The 15,606-nt window shown below is 68.1% G+C and carries 15 protein-coding genes; 4 read left to right on the top strand and 11 right to left on the bottom strand.

Annotated features, from left to right (window positions below):
• Positions 1 to 27: 27 nt before the first annotated feature.
• Positions 28 to 714 (top strand): PepSY domain-containing protein, encoded by a 687-nt coding sequence (locus HNR11_RS09035; RefSeq protein ID WP_179442019.1) that lies wholly within the window; start codon positions 28 to 30, stop codon positions 712 to 714.
• 55 nt (positions 715 to 769) lie between these two features.
• Positions 770 to 1,423 carry a MarR family winged helix-turn-helix transcriptional regulator gene (locus HNR11_RS14270; RefSeq protein ID WP_343050633.1) on the top strand — a complete coding sequence of 218 codons (654 nt, stop codon included), beginning with the start codon at positions 770 to 772 and terminating at the stop codon, positions 1,421 to 1,423.
• A gap of 105 nt (positions 1,424 to 1,528) precedes the next feature.
• Here HNR11_RS14270 and HNR11_RS09025 read toward each other — a convergent pair whose 3' ends face one another.
• From HNR11_RS09025 to HNR11_RS09000, 6 genes are all read right to left on the bottom strand, one after another.
• On the bottom strand, positions 1,529 to 2,428 hold the full coding sequence (locus tag HNR11_RS09025; RefSeq protein ID WP_179442018.1) for an SseB family protein: 900 nt from the start codon (positions 2,426 to 2,428) through the stop codon (positions 1,529 to 1,531).
• Positions 2,425 to 3,186, bottom strand: a complete 762-nt coding sequence (gene priA / locus HNR11_RS09020) for a bifunctional 1-(5-phosphoribosyl)-5-((5-phosphoribosylamino)methylideneamino)imidazole-4-carboxamide isomerase/phosphoribosylanthranilate isomerase PriA (RefSeq protein WP_179442017.1) — start codon at positions 3,184 to 3,186, stop codon at positions 2,425 to 2,427. The genes HNR11_RS09025 and priA overlap by 4 nt, the downstream gene beginning before the upstream one ends.
• A gap of 127 nt (positions 3,187 to 3,313) precedes the next feature.
• On the bottom strand, positions 3,314 to 3,955 hold the full coding sequence (gene hisH, locus HNR11_RS09015; RefSeq protein ID WP_058888613.1) for an imidazole glycerol phosphate synthase subunit HisH: 642 nt from the start codon (positions 3,953 to 3,955) through the stop codon (positions 3,314 to 3,316).
• Complete coding sequence (gene hisB / locus HNR11_RS09010; protein WP_179442016.1) at positions 3,952 to 4,569, bottom strand: imidazoleglycerol-phosphate dehydratase HisB; 618 nt, start codon at positions 4,567 to 4,569, stop codon at positions 3,952 to 3,954. The genes hisH and hisB overlap by 4 nt, the downstream gene beginning before the upstream one ends.
• A 38-nt stretch (positions 4,570 to 4,607) precedes the next feature.
• Positions 4,608 to 5,747, bottom strand: a complete 1,140-nt coding sequence (locus HNR11_RS09005; protein WP_179442015.1) for a histidinol-phosphate transaminase — start codon at positions 5,745 to 5,747, stop codon at positions 4,608 to 4,610.
• A 52-nt stretch (positions 5,748 to 5,799) separates the two neighbouring features.
• The gene (locus tag HNR11_RS09000; protein ID WP_179442014.1) at positions 5,800 to 6,165 is read right to left on the bottom strand and encodes a LysM peptidoglycan-binding domain-containing protein; all 366 of its coding nucleotides are present in this window, start codon (positions 6,163 to 6,165) and stop codon (positions 5,800 to 5,802) included.
• A gap of 218 nt (positions 6,166 to 6,383) precedes the next feature.
• Here HNR11_RS09000 and lexA point away from each other — a divergent pair, with 218 nt between their 5' ends.
• Positions 6,384 to 7,103 carry a transcriptional repressor LexA gene (lexA, locus tag HNR11_RS08995; RefSeq protein ID WP_179442013.1) on the top strand — a complete coding sequence of 240 codons (720 nt, stop codon included), beginning with the start codon at positions 6,384 to 6,386 and terminating at the stop codon, positions 7,101 to 7,103.
• A 144-nt stretch (positions 7,104 to 7,247) separates the two neighbouring features.
• Here lexA and HNR11_RS08990 read toward each other — a convergent pair whose 3' ends face one another.
• Together HNR11_RS08990 and hflX are read right to left on the bottom strand one after the other, a co-directional pair.
• Positions 7,248 to 9,275: an ATP-dependent DNA helicase gene (locus HNR11_RS08990; RefSeq protein WP_343050632.1), complete on the bottom strand. Its 2,028-nt coding sequence runs from the start codon at positions 9,273 to 9,275 to the stop codon at positions 7,248 to 7,250.
• Positions 9,276 to 9,277: 2 nt separating this feature from the next.
• A complete protein-coding gene (gene hflX / locus HNR11_RS08985) occupies positions 9,278 to 10,903 on the bottom strand; it encodes a GTPase HflX (protein ID WP_179442012.1) in 1,626 nt (541 codons plus the stop codon).
• 309 nt (positions 10,904 to 11,212) lie between these two features.
• Between hflX and HNR11_RS08980 the strand changes: the two genes are divergently transcribed.
• On the top strand, positions 11,213 to 11,830 hold the full coding sequence (locus HNR11_RS08980) for a methyltransferase (RefSeq protein WP_179442011.1): 618 nt from the start codon (positions 11,213 to 11,215) through the stop codon (positions 11,828 to 11,830).
• A 120-nt stretch (positions 11,831 to 11,950) separates the two neighbouring features.
• On the opposite strand, the gene dapF is transcribed toward HNR11_RS08980, so the two are convergent.
• The 3 genes from dapF to miaB form a co-directional block, all read right to left on the bottom strand.
• Positions 11,951 to 12,925 carry a diaminopimelate epimerase gene (gene dapF / locus HNR11_RS08975; protein ID WP_343050631.1) on the bottom strand — a complete coding sequence of 325 codons (975 nt, stop codon included), beginning with the start codon at positions 12,923 to 12,925 and terminating at the stop codon, positions 11,951 to 11,953.
• A gap of 132 nt (positions 12,926 to 13,057) precedes the next feature.
• Entirely contained in the window at positions 13,058 to 14,029 is a 972-nt protein-coding gene (gene miaA / locus HNR11_RS08970) for a tRNA (adenosine(37)-N6)-dimethylallyltransferase MiaA (RefSeq protein WP_179442010.1), read from the bottom strand.
• Positions 14,026 to 15,600 carry a tRNA (N6-isopentenyl adenosine(37)-C2)-methylthiotransferase MiaB gene (gene miaB / locus HNR11_RS08965; protein ID WP_246310368.1) on the bottom strand — a complete coding sequence of 525 codons (1,575 nt, stop codon included), beginning with the start codon at positions 15,598 to 15,600 and terminating at the stop codon, positions 14,026 to 14,028. The genes miaA and miaB overlap by 4 nt, the downstream gene beginning before the upstream one ends.
• Positions 15,601 to 15,606: the final 6 nt, after the last annotated feature.

Here is a 15,606-nt window from a genome sequence, read left to right as displayed (position 1 = left end):
TGGCCCCACTGGAACGAAGGAACCACCATGAACTCGCGTTGGAACAACTCCTCGGCTCTGCTCTCCGTCGCCGCCGTCTCCGCTCTCGCCCTGACGTCCTGCGCCAGTGACGAGCTGGGCGCCGAGGACGACGACGCGCAGCCCACCGCCACCGTGACCGAGACCGTGGAGGCCGAGCCGACCGAGGAGAGCACCGAGGACGCTTCGGAGACGGCGGAGCCCACCGGGGAGCCCACGGAGACGGCCGATGCCACCGAGACTGATGATGCGGCCACCGACGACCCCTCCAGCGATGACTCGGCCACCGACGACTCCGCCGCCTCCGATGAGGACGCGATCTACCAGGCGGTGGACGCGGTGGAGCAGGAGTACCCCGACGCCGTCGTCCTGGATTTCGACACCGAGTCCAGCTATTACGAGTTCACGATCCTCGACAGCGGCTCCGAGTGGGAGCTGGATGTGGACCGGGAGAGCTTCGAGATCAGCAACACCGAAGAAGACGACGTCGACTCCGACGATCAGCGCAATGCCGACGCAGTGGAGATCGAGTTCGCCGATGCGCTGCGCACCGCCGCCGAGGAGGCCGACGGGACCCCGGAGCAGGCCGAACTCGACGATGAGAACGGCACGGTGACCTGGGAGATCGAACTGGACAACGGCAGCGAGGTCTACGTGGACGTCGCCAGCGGGGAGGTCGTGAACCCGGGCAGCTGACATAGACTGGACTGATCGAAGCTTCAGTCGATCAGGGCAGAGAAGGGGTGGCATCGTGAGCGCAGGACCCACAGACTCCACTGGTGACCACCCGCATGAGACGGCAACTGCTGCCCCCGATGAGCCCGCCGCGGCCTCCTCAGGGGAGACCGCAGCGACCCGCTCAGAGCAGACCGCAGCGCGCCGCACCGCAGGGCCGGCACCAGAGACACCGGGGGCCAGCCCTGAGCGTGAGCCGCGCGGGCGCCACGACCTCACCGGCTCCTCCCCCAAGGCACGGGCGTGGCGGTCCTTCTTCGAGACCTCAGCGATCATCAGTGACCAGATGGAGAAGCGCCTGCACTCCAGCACCGGGCTGCGACTGACCGACTACAACCTGATGCTCCTGCTCGCCGAGGCGGAGGGCAACCAGCTGCGCATGGGAGAACTCGCCGCAGGGATGGTCTTCTCTCCCTCCCGGCTGTCCTACCAGGTCAAGTCGCTGCAGAAGCGGGGGCTGATCGATCGTTTCGCCGACACCGAGGACCGGCGCGGCATGACGGCCCAGCTCACCGAGGAGGGGCACCGAGTCTTCGAGCAGGCTTCCCGGCTGCACGCCACACACATCAAGCAGCTCTTTCACCCCGCCGTGGACGACGCCGAAGCGGAGGCGCTGCGGGAGATCTGCGAGCAGATCAAAGACACGGTCGCCACCGCAGACCAGACCTGAACAGACCCCATTGCCTCACCGGAACACCACCCATCTGCTGGGCCGCGGCTGACAAGTCCTGACCGGCCCTGAACATGGGGCGTCTGCCGGGGCCGACAGTGTGGCTCAGCGCGCCAGCTTGACCTGGACCGAGTCCGCGCGCTCACGCAGCATCTGCACCTCACCTAGGGCGGCCTGCACGCTGGCCAGCGCCAGCCGAGCATCCACATCGTCGGCTTCTGGCACCAGCACCACCCCGATGTTCAGCTCCGGTCCGCTGCCGCCACCGGGTACCGCGTCTCCTGCCGCGGTGCGGGTCCCGACGCCGTCGCCGGGCTGCAGCTGCAGCTGGACCACCCCTGGGCAGAGGTCCGAGATGCCGCCCAGCGCCTCGGCCAGCTCAGGGTCCTGATAGGAGGGCACCCAACCGGTGGCCTGCGCGAGTGCTTCCACCGCCGGGCGGCGCAGCACGAAGCTCAGCTCGGATCCGGGGTCGAGCACCGCCAGCTCGGCCCCCTCGGCCAGGGCGGCGAGCATGATCCGCTCGGTCTCCGCCGCCACCGGCCGGGCCTTGTCATGCCAGGCGGTGAGCGCCTGCACGGAGCTGAAGACCGGCATGGTCTGGCGTCCGTCGCGGCTGGTGATGCTGATCAGGGTGATATCCGCCTGCTTGTCCCCCGCCGGCGCGTTCTGCTTCCCGGGCCCGCTCGGGACGGGCTCGGCCTCCTCGGCCAGCTCCGCGAGGACCGGGACGAAGAGTCGCTGTCCGGCCAGGGAGTTGACGAACCCGGCTTCGTCGAGCTCCCCGGCGAGCAGCCGCTCGCGGGCGGAACGGACCGCCGGGGTGGCTAGGCCGTCGTCGCCGTCGAAGGTGTGCAGCGGATTGCCGTCTCCGGAGAGGTCTCGATCCTCCCAGGGCACGCCCGCAGAGTCTGCCGGTCGGCCGTGTTCATCCCGGGCCTGCCGCTGCAGCAGGGCGGCGATATGACCGGGCAGATCCCTGCTGGCGGCGTCGTCCTGGTTCATGCGGAGGCTGCGGCCACCTTCAGGGCATCCGGGAACTCGAACTTCCCGGCGTAGAGCGCCTTGCCCATGATGGCGCCCTCCACCCCGAGGGAGACCATCTTCGCCAGGGCCTTGATGTCCTCCAAGGACGAGATGCCGCCGGAGGCGACCACGGGCTTCTTGGTCTTGGCGCAGACCTGGGCCAGCAGCTCGGTGTTGGGGCCGCGCAGGGTGCCGTCCTTGGTGACGTCGGTGACCACATAGCGCGGGCAGCCGGCGTCTTCCAGGCGCTGCAGCACCTCCCAGATGTTGCCGCCCTCGCGGGTCCAGCCGCGGGCGGCGAGGGTCTCTCCGCGCACGTCCAGGCCCACGGCGATCGCGTCGCCGTGGCGTTCGATGGCGCGGGCGGTCCATTCCGGGTCCTCCAGCGCGGCGGTGCCCAGGTTGACCCGGGTGGCGCCGAGTTCCAGGGCGCGGTCCAGGGATTCGTCGTCGCGGATGCCGCCGGAGAGTTCGATCTTCACGCCGAGCTCCTTGACCACGCGGGCCATGATGTCGCGGTTGTCACCACGGCCGAACGCTGCGTCGAGGTCCACCAGGTGGATCCACTCCGCGCCCAGCTGCTGCCAGTTCAGGGCGGCTTCCAGCGGGTCGCCGTAGCCGGTCTCCGAACCGGCCTCGCCCTGGACCAGGCGGACGGCCTGACCATCGGCGACGTCGACGGCGGGCAGGAGTTCCAGCGCGGGAACGGTGGCGGTGGGCGCGGAGGGCTCAGTCATGGATCGTGTTCTACTTTCGGCTGGTTGGATGGCTGGAGGAATCAGTGCGGAGTGTCAGATGGCGGTTCAAGCGTGGCAGAGCCCGGGGGTCCGGCGCTCAGAGTCGCAGCAGCTGGGTGGCCCAGGGTCAGAGGCTCAGGATCCAGTTGCGCAGCAGCTGCATCCCGGCGTCCCCGGACTTCTCCGGGTGGAACTGGGTGGCGGAGAGCGGTCCGTTCTCCACTGCGGCGATGAAGTCGGTGCCGTGGTGGCTCCAGGTCACCTTCGGCGGGTTCATCGACTCGATGGACTGATCGAAGTCCCAGGACTGCACGGCGTAGGAGTGCACGAAGTAGAACCGCTCGTCCTTCAGCCCCTCGAAGAGCACGCTGTCCTCGGGCGGTCGTACGGTGTTCCACCCCATATGCGGCACCACGGCGTCCTCAGGCAGGGCGGTGACCTCACCGGGCCACTCCCCCAGGCCCTCGGCGGGGATGCCGTGCTCCACCCCGCGGTCGAACATCACCTGATGGCCCACGCAGATGCCGAGCACCGGGCGTGACCCGGCGATCCTGCGCCCGATCCAGCGCGGACCGTCGATCTCCCGCAGGGCCGACATCACCGCCGCGAAGGCGCCCACCCCGGGGACCACGAGGCCGGAGGCGTTGAGCACCGACTCGGTGTCCTTGGTCAGGGTGACCTGCGCGCCGGCGCGCTCCAGGGCACGGACCGCGGAGTGAATGTTGCCGGAGCCGTAGTCCAGGACGACGACGTCGGGCTTGCCGCTCACAGTGCACCCTTGGTGGAGGGGATCTCATCGGTGCGCGGGTCAGACTCCACGGCCTCGCGCAGCGCCCTGGCGAAGGCCTTGAACTGGGCCTCCACGATGTGGTGCGGGTCGCGACCGCCGAGCAGCGTCATGTGCAGGCAGATCCCGGAGTGGTAGGTGATCGCCTCGAAGACGTGGCGGGTCATGGACCCGGTGAAGTGTCCCCCGATGAGGTGGTACTGCTGACCTTCGGGCTCCCCGGAATGCACCAGGTATGGCCGGCCGGAGACATCAACCACGGCCTGAGCCAGCGCCTCGTCGAGCGGGATGGTGGCGTTGCCGAAGCGGCGGATCCCGCGCTTGTCTCCCAGCGCGACCCGCAGCACCTCGCCCAGGACGATCGCGGTGTCCTCCACGGTGTGGTGCACGTCGATGTGAGTGTCTCCGGAGGCCTCGACATCAAGGTCGATCAGGGAGTGCCGGGACAGCGCGGTGAGCATGTGGTCATAGAACGGCACGCCGGTGCTGATGTTCGAGGTGCCGGTCCCATCGAGGTCCATCCGGACCTTGACGCTGGACTCGCTGGTGACACGTTCCATCTGGGCGATGCGCCCAGAGATCAATTCTGCTCCCATAACTCCTGCTTGGTGGTGGGGTACGCCAACTCTTGAGTCTACGCGGTGGTGCTGGTGATGAATCGCCGCAACGAGGCCAGGAAGTCAGAGGTCTCCTCCGCGGTGCCTGCCGTGACGCGCAGGTGCCCGGGGATGCCGACGTCGCGGATCAGGATGCCGTCGTCCAGGAGGTGCCGCCAGGCGGCCTTCTCGTCGGCGAGCCCTCCGAAGAAGACGAAGTTCGCATCCGAGGGCGCCGGGTGCAGCCCCATCTGTTTCAGACTGCTCACGATCCGGTCGCGCTGTTCCTTGATCCGTTCCACGTTGGCCATCAGCGTGGCCGAGTGGTCCAGGGCAGCGACGGCGGTCGCCTGCGTCACCGCGGAGAGGTGATAGGGCAGCCGGACCAGTCGCATGGCGTCGGTGACCTCAGGGGCGGCGGCCAGGTACCCCAGTCGACCCCCCGCCAGCGCGAAGGCCTTGCTCATGGTGCGCGAGACGATCAGCTTCGCCCGCCCGGGCAGCAGAGCCAGCGCCGACCCGGTGCCGGACTGGCGGAACTCGCCGTAGGCCTCGTCCACGACCACCATGGTCTGTGACTCCTCAGCCGCAGCGTAGGCCGCTTCCACGGTCTCCAGGGAGAGCGCCGTGCCGGTGGGGTTGTTCGGAGAACACAGGATCACCACGTTCGGGCGGTGCTCCCGGATCTGCGCGGCGACATCCTCGGGGGTCTGCGTGAAGTCTGCAGCGCGGGTGCCCGCGATGTACTCGCTGTAGGTGCCGCGCGCATAGAGCGGGTACATGGAGTACGTGGGCGGGAAGGCCAGCACCGAGCGGCCGGGACCGGCGAAGGCCTGCAGGATGTGCTGCATGATCTCGTTGGAGCCATTGGCGGCCCAGATGTGCTCGGCCGTCAGCTCAGCAGGCTGGGCTTCTGAGGCGAGATCTCGGTTGAGGTACTCGGCCAGCTTGTCCCGCAGAGCCGAGAATTCCCGGTCCGGGTAGCGGTTGAGATGGGCGGCCGCGGCGCGAACCTCTTTGCCGATCGCGTCCACGACGTCGGCGGGGACGTCGTAGGTGGTCTCGTTGACGTTGAGCATCGCCTTCACGCTCAGCTGCGGCGCACCGTAGGGTTCTTGACCCTGGAGCTCCTCGCGCAGCGGCAGACGGGACAGGTTCCGGGAGCGAGATGAAGTCACCGCAATATTCTAGCGGGGTGCGCCGCTCCGACCTCCGGGACAGGAAACCTTCTCAGTCCACCGGGACGAAAAGCTCCTGGCCGGGGGTGAGCTCGGAGCCGCTGAGGTCGTTGAGCTCAGCGATCTGTCCGATGAGGACCTGGGGGCGTTCGTCTGACTCCACGGAGGCCGCCACGCTCCAGAGCGTGTCCCCCGCTCCAACGGTGACCACCTGGGCCTCCACGCCGGGGGCCTCACTCGAGGAGGCCTGCGCCTGGTTCATCCATGAGGCTGCCAGGATCAGCGCCCCGAGGAGCGCCATCGTCAGGGCGGCCAGGACAGGAAGGCCCAACAGGAGGAAGCGACCGCGACGGGTCAGGTGCACGCCCGAGGCAGGAGCAGAGTCGGCGGGTGCGAATCCAAGCTGTGCTGTACTCATGGGAAAGAACCTCTCATTCGAACGTGTGTACTATTTCTAGCACATAGTTTCGAAACTTGGCCAGACTCGCCGCAGATTTGATGGAATCTCTCTACGATTTCGAGTAACCTGAGCGCCATGTTCGAAGTGATCTTCGAAGCGAATCTCACTGTGAACAGTCCATCAGCAGGGTCTGACATGGATGCTGACACGGGGCCGGCACAACTACGGAGGCAGCAATGGCGCGCAACACCCAGGACTCATCAGCAGCGCCGCGATTGACGGATCGGCAGCGGCAGATCGTCGACGTCATCCAGGAATCGCTGGCCGAGCGCAGCTATCCGCCCTCCATGCGGGAGATCGGTGACGCCTGCGGGCTGGCTTCGCTCTCCTCAGTGACGCATCAGCTGGCTCGTCTGCAGGAGATGGGATACCTCAGGCGGGTCCCCGGACGCCCCCGGGCCATGGAGGTCCTGCGCGACTCAAGCGGCGCGCTGGTGCTCGGGGAACCTGCCCAGGAATCCGACTCATCCGACCAGGACGCCGTGGTCGACCTCCACGGCTACCGGGAGGAGTCGGACAGTCGGATCGCGGAGATCCCTGTGGTGGGACAGATCGCTGCGGGTGGTCCGATCTTGGCCGAGCAGCGGGTCGAGGACATCATGCCGCTTCCCCGCCAGCTCACCGGCGAGGGCGAACTCTTCATGCTCCAGGTGCGCGGTGATTCCATGATCGAGGCCGGCATCTTCGAAGCCGACTGGGTCGTGGTGCGACGTCAGAGCACGGCCGAGAACGGTGACATCGTCGCCGCCCTGTTGGACGATGAAGCCACCGTGAAGACGCTCAAGCGCCGGGACGGCCATGTGTGGCTGCTGCCCCAGAACCGGCAGTACGAGCCCATCCTCGGCGACGAGTCCACCATCATGGGCAAGGTCGTCACGGTGCTGCGCAGCCTCTGAGTGACCGCAACCTCTGAACAGCCGCCGCACCTGAACGACGGCGGCCACTCGACGGGACAGCGCGCCTGAACGACGGCTACCCCGGTACGGGCCGCCCCGGAAGGGCTTGGGCGCGCCGGAGACGGACAGAGTCCAGCGTTCGGCTCAACGCCCGTTCTCAGCCAGGCGCGCCAGAGCTCCGCGAGCAAGGTCCCCGTTGGCGGTCGGCCAGAAGTCCGGCATCGAGCGCTTGAGGAATCCCCCGTAGCGCGCGGTGGCCAGACGTGAGTCCAGAATCGCCAGCACCCCCTTGTCCTCCGAAGTGCGGATCAGCCGACCGGCGCCCTGAGCCAACCTGGTGGCGGCGTGCGTCGCAGCGACCTGCATGAAGCCGTTCCCGCCGTGCCGAGTGACCTCCTGGCTGCGTGCGCTTACCAGCGGGTCATCGGGGCGTGGAAAGGGGATCCGGTCGATGGCGACCAGGCGACAGGAGCGCCCGGGGACATCGACGCCCTGCCAGAGGCTCATCGTGCCGAAGAGGCAGGTCTCCTCGTCTTCGGCGAAGGCGCGCACCAGCGAGGACATGGTGGAGTCTCCCTGGCAGAGGATCGGGAGGTCCAGTCGCTCACGGAGGTCCTCGGCCGCCTCCTCCGCCGCACGGCGAGAGGAGAACAGTGCCAGGGTCGCGCCCTTGGACGCCTCGATCAACCCGGCCAGCTCATCGCGCTGGGCCTGGGCGGTCTTCATCGAGGGCGGGGGCAGGTGCTTGGCAACATAGAGCACCCCCTGCTTGGGGTAGTCGAACGGGCTTCCCACGTCCACGGCATCCCAGGCAGGAGCCTTCTCCCCCGCCAGGCCCAGCGACCCCGCCACCGGGTCGAAGCTGTCACCGATGGTCAGGGTGGCGGAGGTCAGCACCACGGTGCGATCACCAAAGAGCCCATCGCGCAGCCGCCCGGCCACGGACGTCGGCGCGACGTAGATCAGCGGAGATTCCTCCAGATCGGCCTCCTGGTATCCCCGCCCCGGGACGAAGCTGCCCGGCCGGTTCAGCCAGACCACATCGGGGGTCTCCGGAGATTCCAGGATCCGGTTCGCGGTCTCGAGCACGGCCTGCATCCGCGACCTGGCCGTGTTGCGCCCCGGATCGGCTTCGGCGTCGCCGGAGGGTTTCGAGTCCGAGAGGGCGGTGCGGGCGGCGTTTCGTGCCAGCTCCACGGCCTCGCGCTGTTGAGGGTTCAGTCCGCGCGCCAGAAGGCCAGAGTCCACCCGGTGGAAGGCCGCCTCGACGGCGACCGCAGAGCTCTGAAGCGCCTCGACGTTGATCGCTGTATGCCGCCGGGCCGAGGACGCCGCGGCCTTGATCATCGCCGCGGAGAGCTGAGCGGTGACCGCAGAGGTCACCCGGTCAGCCAGCTCGTGGGCCTCATCGACGATGACCGCGTCGTGCTCCGGCAGCACGTCGAGGCCCTCGAAGGCGTCGATGGCGAGCATGGCGTGATTCGTGACCACCAGATCCGCGTCCCTGGCCTTCTCCCGGGCGCGCTCGGAGAAGCACTCGGCCGCCATCGGGCACTTTCGGGGCCCGATGCAGTCCACTGCGTTCACCGAGATCTGGCGCCAGGCCCGGTCGGTCACCCCGTGGGGCAGGTCGTCGCGGTCCCCGGTCTCGGTGACCTCGGCCCACTCGCGCAGCGCCACAATCTCCTTGCCCAGCTGCGAGCCGGGTTCCACGGCGGACACCCCTCCGGTCGGCTCGTCGGCGAAGGCGAACAGCGCCTGCTCGTCGTCGTCCTCGGGGAATCCGCCGTCCATCTTGTGTTTGCACGCGTAGTTCGCCCGACCCTTGACCAGGGCGACATCGACCTCACGCTCCACGTGCTCGGCGATGTTCTCCAGCAGTCGGGGAAGATCACGACCCATGATCTGCGCCTGCAGCGCCAGGGTCGCGGTAGAGATCAGCACCGGCTTCTCCGCGTCCAGGGCGTGGACCACGGCCGGGACCAGGTAGGCCAGAGACTTTCCGGTGCCCGTACCCGCCTGGACCAGGAGATGGCGCCGCTTGCGCAGCGCCATGGCGACATGCTCGGCCATGGTCACCTGCCCGGACCGCTTGACCCCGCCCATCGCGGTGACGGCACGTTCGAGAAGCTCCGTCGTCTCCTGGTATCCGGTGGACCGGCTGGTGCTCACGCTCAAGGCGTCGGCTCTGCGGTGACCTGGAACTCGGAGAGGTCCCCGGCGAGCTCCCGACGGACCAGCACCTTCAACAAGGTGCCCTCCTCCAGGTACTCGGTGGAGAGGATCTCGGCGTCCTCGGCATGGAGCCTGGAGACGATGTCACCGTGTGAGTAGGGAACCATCAGCTCCAGCGGGACGCTGGGGCGCGGGATGGAGCTGCTGATCAGCTCGCGCAGCTCCGCGATGCCCTCTCCGCTGTGAGCCGAGACCACGATGGTGTGTGGCTCCCGCCGTCGGATTCGTTCCACCACGTCCCAGTCGGCGACGTCGGCCTTGTTCAGCACGATGATCTCGTCCACCTCGTGCGCGTCCACCTCGGCCAGAACCGTGCGGACCGCCTGGATCTGCCCTTCGGGCTCGGGGTGCGACGCGTCGACGACGTGCAGGATGAGATCGGCGTCGGCCACCTCCTCCAGAGTGGAGCGGAACGCCTCGATCAGCTGGGTGGGCAGCTGGCGGACGAAGCCCACCGTGTCAGAGAGCGTATAACCGATCCCGTCCGGGGTGACCGCCTTGCGGGTGGTGGGGTCCAGGGTCGCGAACAGCGCGTTCTCGACCATCACTCCGGCGTCGGTGAGCCGGTTCAGCAACGAGGACTTCCCGGCGTTGGTGTACCCGGCGATCGCCACGGAGGGGACAGCATTGCGCTTGCGGTTGGCCCGCTTGGCATCACGGGCCGGCTTCATCGCCGCAATGTCCTTGCGCAGCTTGGACATGCGCGCGTTGATCCGGCGACGGTCCAGCTCGATCTTGGTCTCACCGGGTCCGCGGGACCCGATGCCCGCGCTCGCGCCGCCCACCTGGCCACCTGCCTGGCGGGAGAGCGACTCGCCCCAGCCACGCAGCCGCGGGAGCATGTACTCCATCTGCGCCAGCTCCACCTGGGCCTTGCCCTCGCGGGATTTCGCGTGCTGAGCGAAGATGTCCAGAATCAGACCGGTGCGGTCGATCACCTTGACCTTGACGATGTCTTCGAGTCCGCGGCGCTGGGACGGGGCGAGCTCGGAGTCGACCACGACGGTGTCGGCGCCGAGTTCGGCCACGGCCACTCTGATCTCTTCGGCCTTGCCGGACCCGAAGAAGGTTCCGGGGTCGGGTTTGGCGCGGCGCTGCAGGAACCCGTCGAGGACGGTGGAGCCTGCGGTCTCCGCCAGGGCGGAGAGCTCGCGCAGGGAGTACTCCGCCTCCGCCACGGTGCCCTCGCCCCAGAGCCCGGCGAGGACCACCCGCTCCAGACGGAGCTGACGGTATTCAACCTCGGAGACATCTTCCAGCTCGGTGGAGAGTCCATCCACCCGGCGCAGCGAGCGGCGCTCCATGAGGTCATACTGCTCACCGTCGGAGTCGGTGTGTGAGGTCTCATCGGAGAGCTCCCGGGCCTGCTCGCCGAGAATGCCGCCCCGCCGGGAACCGGGTTCAGCCTCGAAACGGGTGGTCCGCCCTGGGGTCTGCTCGCGGGCGCGGTCGGCGGCGAGGATCCGCTCGATGGTGGCATCGACGGAGGACTGCTCTGCGGCTGACGCCGGGGTGCCCTCGGGGGTCTCGCCGGAAGGTTCGGGCGTGTGGTTCTGCTTGGTCATGATCTCCTTAGGACCAGTTTTCGGCCTGGCCCTGCCCGCCGTGGATCTCCATCCTACGTTCGACCCGGGACATGGTTAAGTGCACGGGTCCGCTGTGGAGATCGGTCGGGACTTGCTCGTGGTGTGGATGGCGTGTGCCGCAGTCGCGGCCCGCAAGACCGAAGATGGGTCTTCGGCGTGCCGGGCTCCGCGCACTGGCAACAGGGCCGACTCAGAAGGCCGGCCGGGCGATCAGAAGGTGACTCAACCGCGGGGGCGGGAGTACGTCAGGTGAATCCACATGAGAAAGAGTCTACTACGATTCACCCTGTGAGCTCCCAGCACTATTTCTCCGCGTCCCCCGAGGGGCCATTCACCCGCCGCGCCGTCTCGGTCAACCTGGACGGGGGAGAGGTCTCCGTCGCCACGGCCGGGGGGATCTTCTCCCCCGATGGCGTGGACAAGGGTACGGCCGTGCTGCTCAAACATGCGCCGGATCCGGCACCGGAGGGGAACCTGCTGGACATCGGCTGCGGCTGGGGTCCCTTGGCGCTGACCATGGCGATGCGCTCACCCCAGGCCACGGTCTGGGCTGTGGATGTCAATGAACGCTCCCGCACGCTCTGCGCAGAGAACGCGGCGGCCCTGGGACTGAGCAACGTGCGGGTGCTCGCGCCCGAAGAGGTTCCGGCGGATATCCAGTTCGACACCATCTGGTCCAACCCGCCGATCCGGGTCGGCAAGGAGGTGCTGCACGGGCTGCTCCAGCACTGGCTGCCCAGACTGAGTCCCGGAGGCGATGCCTGGCTGGTGGTGCAGAAGAACCTCGGAGCCGACTCGCTGCTCACCTGGATCTCCTCGATGCTCGAGACCGCCGACGGGGACTTCCAGAGCGGACGCGCGGAGACCGCGAAAGGCTTCCGACTGCTGCGGATCAGCAGAGACTGAACCGGGGTTCCCGGAGGCGGGCAGCCTCGGCCGCTGCCAGCTGTTTCGGCCGCGTGCTGCGCCGTCGGCCCGGCTCTTCAGCTGTGCAGCACCCGTTCCCGGTGCGTATCGGACAGTGGCTCAGGTCAGCGTGCCGGTGAGCACAAGCTCGGCGGGTCCGGCGAGCTCGACATCCTCCGCGCCGTCTTCCCGGGCCGTGAATCGCACGCTCACCTGACCGCCGGGAACGTCGACCTTCCAGAGGTTGACGCTGTCATCGGCGGCCCATACACGCACCGCGGCGGCAGCAGCACATGCGCCGGTCCCGCAGGACATGGTCTCCCCGACCCCGCGTTCGTGGACGCGCATCCGGACTCTGCCCACGGGCTGGCCGTCCTCGTCGTCGGTGACCAGCGGCTCGGCCGGGACCACGAACTCGACGTTGGTGCCGGCCGGCGGAACCGGGTCCACCTTGGGCGCCTCATGGAGGTTCAGCTCCTGCAGCGTCACCTCGTCGCCGAGAGCGACGACGGTGTGCGGGTTGCCCATCGAGATGCTCAGGGCGGGACGCGGTTCCTCGAGTCCTGCGGCGATCACCAGTGCGTCTGAGGCGTTCGCGGCCGCCTGCTCGGGGTCCAGGAAGGACCACACGCCCATGCCGATGGCGTAGCCTTCGGGAACCTTGCGCACGCTGCGCAGCCCGGCGCGGGTCAGCACCGGAAGCCGGTGACCCTCGGTGAGCTGCACCAGGCCTTCTGCGATCAGGAAATGGGCGAAGGCGCGCACTCCGTTGCCGCACATCTCGGACACCGATCCGTCGGAGTTCCGATAGTCCATGAACCACAGCGGCTCGTCGTCGGTGCTGCTGAGCTGGGTGCTCTCGGCCAGCAGCCGGGACACCACGGCGTCCCCGGTCACACGGTGCGCCGGGACGGCGCGGATGACCCCATCGGCTCCGATGCCGAGGTGGCGGTCGCACAGTGCCGCGGCCTGGTGCGCCTCGAGGTCCTGCTCGCCCAGGGGGTCAGCGAGCATCACGAAGTCGTTGCCGGTGGCGTGGGCCTTGGTGACGGCTGTGCCGGCGAGAGACTCCAGGCCGGTGAGGTGGTGAGCCACGCGGTTCTCCTTCAATGCGGATGGATCAATGGTGCTGGATCGATGCTTCAGGATAGATGGTGCAGGACCGGCGCTGCTGGCTGGGCCGTGCGCCGTGGGCCCTGGAGATTCACCAGGACCATGCTGTGGTGTTCAACGTCGGGAGCCAGAGATCGCTTCCTCCGCCTGGTTCGCCAGGTGCTCCGAGAAAGCGGGCAGCCAGGTCACTCGGGGGTCCGCCCGAAACCAGGTCTCCTGTCTGCGGGCGAACTTCCGTGTCGCCACCGTGGTGGCCTCCACCGCTTCCGACTGGGTGAGCTCGCCGTCGAGGACCTGAAGGAACTGCTGGTATCCGATGGCCCGGGAAGCGGTGCGCCCGCGGCGCAGACCGGCGAGGTCGAGCTGATGCACCTCTTCGAGCAGACCATCTCCGGCCATGTGGTGCACGCGCCCAGCGATGCGCTCATGCAGCAGGAGCCGTTCCATGTGGAGTCCAAGCTGCACGATCGGCCCCAGGCGGGGCTCATGGACTCGTTGCGGCATGAAGGAGGAGAACGTCCGGCCGGTGAGCTGCACGACCTCCAGGGCCCGGATCAGGCGACGGTCGTCCTTGATCACGGCGGCAGACTCGGGGTCACGCTCGCGCAGCTGCGCACGCAGCCCCGCCGCACCCTCCTCCTCGAGGCGCAGCGTCAAGCGGCTGCGCAGCTGTGCATCCGTGGGCGGGAACTCGATGACGTCGATCACGGCCCGCACGTAGAGTCCGGAGCCGCCGACCATGATGGGGGTCTTGCCCCGAAACCTGACCTCGTCGATGACCTCACGCGCCCGGTTCTGGAAGTCCGCGACAGAGGCCTCTTCGGTCACGTCGAGCACATCGAGCAGGTGATGCGCCACCCCTCGGGACTCTTCTGCGGTGACCTTGGCGGTGCCGATGTCCATGCCGCGGTAGAGCTGCATCGAGTCGGCGTTGATGATCTCCCCATCCAGACGCTCTGCGAGCTCGATGCCCAGCCGGGATTTACCGGAGGCGGTGGGGCCCACCAGCACGATCAGCGGAAGGTCTGACGTGGGCGATCCGGGGCGCACCGTCCCCGCCTGGGTGGCGTGGTCCCCCGGGGTCATCGGGAGACCGGCGGGAGCGTCGGCATGCCCAGAGAGACCGCTCCCGGGGTCGAACCGGTCACCTGGGTGGTCCCCACACCGCAGGAATCCGCCTGCCAGCGGTCCCAGGCGTCCCCGGCCGGAGACCGGCGCAGCTGGTAGTCCGCGGTGTCCTCCGGATCGGCCAGCAGGTGGAACCCGGCGGTCTCGGTGATCGGGACGGTGGCGAAGTCACCAGGGCGCGGGACCGGTTCCCCGGTCGGGACCGAGAAGTGGACCAGACGATTATCGCGGGCCCGCCCGGTCAGGCGCCCAGTCTCACTGGATTTGGTCCCCGAGTCCGCGGTGACCAGCAGCTCCTGGGAGGTGCCGAGCAGCTTCGCGTTCTCCTCGGCCCCGATACGATCCTGCAGGGCACAGAGCCGCTCGAAGCGCTTCTGCACGATCGCCTTGGGCACCTGCTCCGCCATGGTCGCCGCGGGGGTGCCTGGGCGTGGCGAATACTGGAAGGTGTAGGCCGAGGCGAATCGCGACGCTTCGACCACCTGCATGGTCTCCTCGAAGTCGGCCTCGGTCTCCCCGGGGAAGCCCACGATGATGTCGGTGGTGACCGCGGCGTGCGGCATGGACTCGCGGACCTTCTCCAGGATGCCCAGGAACTTCTTGGACCGGTAGGACCGGCGCATGTCTTTGAGCACCTTGTCGGAACCGGACTGCAGCGGCATATGCAGCTGCGGCATGACGTTCGGGGTCTCTGCCATGGCGTGGATGACGTCGTCGGTGAAGGAGGCCGGATGAGGACTGGTGAAGCGCACCCGTTCGAGCCCCTGGATCTCTCCACAGGCGCGCAGAAGCTTGGCGAAGGCGCCACGGTCGCCGAATTCCACGCCGTAGGTGTTCACGTTCTGGCCCAGCAGGGTGACCTCCACGGCGCCGTCGGCGACCAGGGCACGCACCTCGGCGAGGATCTCTCCGGGGCGTCGGTCGCGTTCCTTCCCGCGCAGCGAGGGCACGATGCAGAAGGTGCAGGTGTTGTTGCATCCCACCGAGATGGAGACCCATCCGGAGTGCACCGATTCCCGTTTGGTCGGCAGCGTGGAGGGGAACGTCTCCAAGGACTCGAGGATCTCGATCTCGGCCTCGGCGTTGTGCCGGGAGCGTTCCAGCAGCGTGGGCAGCGAGCCGATGTTGTGGGTGCCGAAGACGACGTCGACCCAGGGTGCCCGCTTCTGGACGGTCTCCTGGTCCTTCTGGGCCAGGCAGCCGCCGACCGCAATCTGCATGCCCTCGTGCTCGGCCTTGGTCTTCCGGAGCATTCCGAGGTGGCCGTAGAGCTTGTTATCGGCGTTCTCCCGGACCGCGCAGGTGTTGAAGACGACCAGGTCAGGGGTATCACCGGTTTCCACCGGCCCATAGCCTGCGTCTTCGAGGAGCCCGGACATCCGCTCCGAGTCGTGGACGTTCATCTGACACCCGAAGGTGCGGACCTCGTAGGTGCGTGGGCGCACCCTCGGAGTCTCCTCGGCGGGGCGCGCGGCGCCGTCGGCCTCCGGCGCAGGGCTCTGGGCGCGGTCCATCAGTGCATCACTCATCGCACT

The sequence above is a fragment of the Nesterenkonia sandarakina genome, assembly GCF_013410215.1.
Classification (GTDB): domain Bacteria; phylum Actinomycetota; class Actinomycetes; order Actinomycetales; family Micrococcaceae; genus Nesterenkonia; species Nesterenkonia sandarakina.
This window is presented reverse-complemented; position numbering and strand designations above follow the sequence as displayed.

What these genes read in the sequence shown, in the direction of transcription:
- priA (WP_179442017.1), bottom strand. Translation starts at nt 3,186, where the DNA reads ATGACTGAGCCCTCCGCGCCCACCGCCACCGTTCCCGCGCTGGAACTC.
- miaB (WP_246310368.1), bottom strand. Translation starts at nt 15,600, where the DNA reads ATGAGTGATGCACTGATGGACCGCGCCCAGAGCCCTGCGCCGGAGGCC.
- miaA (WP_179442010.1), bottom strand. Translation starts at nt 14,029, where the DNA reads ATGACCCCGGGGGACCACGCCACCCAGGCGGGGACGGTGCGCCCCGGA.
- lexA (WP_179442013.1), top strand. Translation starts at nt 6,384, where the DNA reads ATGGCGCGCAACACCCAGGACTCATCAGCAGCGCCGCGATTGACGGAT.
- hflX (WP_179442012.1), bottom strand. Translation starts at nt 10,903, where the DNA reads ATGACCAAGCAGAACCACACGCCCGAACCTTCCGGCGAGACCCCCGAG.
- HNR11_RS09025 (WP_179442018.1), bottom strand. Translation starts at nt 2,428, where the DNA reads ATGAACCAGGACGACGCCGCCAGCAGGGATCTGCCCGGTCATATCGCC.
- HNR11_RS09000 (WP_179442014.1), bottom strand. Translation starts at nt 6,165, where the DNA reads ATGAGTACAGCACAGCTTGGATTCGCACCCGCCGACTCTGCTCCTGCC.
- hisB (WP_179442016.1), bottom strand. Translation starts at nt 4,569, where the DNA reads ATGGGAGCAGAATTGATCTCTGGGCGCATCGCCCAGATGGAACGTGTC.
- HNR11_RS09035 (WP_179442019.1), top strand. Translation starts at nt 28, where the DNA reads ATGAACTCGCGTTGGAACAACTCCTCGGCTCTGCTCTCCGTCGCCGCC.